The 927-nt window shown below is 66.5% G+C and carries 1 protein-coding gene; it reads right to left on the reverse strand.

The features are described 5' to 3' along the window. The coding region (locus tag IB264_RS34155; RefSeq protein ID WP_210335724.1) for a VCBS domain-containing protein at positions 1–927 on the reverse strand (927 nt) is incomplete at both ends.

Here is a 927-nt window from a genome sequence, read left to right on the forward strand (position 1 = left end):
GCGTCAGCGTCTGGCCGGCCTGCAGGCTGTCGAGCACGCCATCGGCGACCTCGAAGCTCCAGCCGACCGAGTCGCCCGCCTGGTTCACCGCCGCCAGCGCGAAAGTGCCGAGGTAGCTGGCGCCCTGGGCCGTGAAGCCGGCGCTGTGCGTGTCGAGCGTGTCGACGTCGGCAAAGGTTACCGCACCATTCTGTGCATGCGTTGTCGCATTCTCGCCCGCAACACCGTCGGCGATCTCCGTCACCGCACCGCTCTGCACCGCAGAGGTGATTACCGGAACGTCGTTCGTGCCGGTGATCACGATCGTCACCGTCTGCACTGCCGTGCCGCCATGGCCGTCATCGACGGTCACGTCGTACTTCTGCGTCAGCGTCTGGCCGGCCTGCAGGCTGTCCAGCACGCCGTCGGCGACCTCGAAGCTCCAGCCGACCGAGTCACCCGCCTGGTTCACCGCCGCCAGCGCGAAAGTGCCGAGGTAGCTGGCGCCCTGTGCGGTGAAGGAAGCGCTATGGGTGTCGAGCGTGTCGACGTCGGCAAAGGTCACCGCGCCGTTCTGCGCATGCGTTGTCGCATTCTCGCCCGCAGCACCGTCGGCAATCTCCGTCACCGCACCGCTCTGCACCGCAGAGGTGATCAGTGGAACGTCGTTCGTGCCGGTGATCACGATCGTCACCGTCTGCACTGCCGTGCCACCATGGCCGTCATCGACGGTCACGTCGTACTTCTGCGTCAGCGTCTGGCCAGCCTGCAGGCTGTCGAGCACGCCGTCGGCAACCTTGAAGCTCCAACTGACCGAATTGCCCGCCTGGTTCACCGCGCCGAGCGCGAAAGTACCGAGATAGCTGCCGCCTTGCGCTACGAAGCCGGCGCTGTGCGTGTCGAGCGTATCGACGTCGGCGAAGGTCACCGCGCCGTTCTGTGCATGCG

The organism is Ensifer sp. ENS11, assembly GCF_014851895.1.
Lineage (GTDB): Bacteria > Pseudomonadota > Alphaproteobacteria > Rhizobiales > Rhizobiaceae > Ensifer > Ensifer canadensis.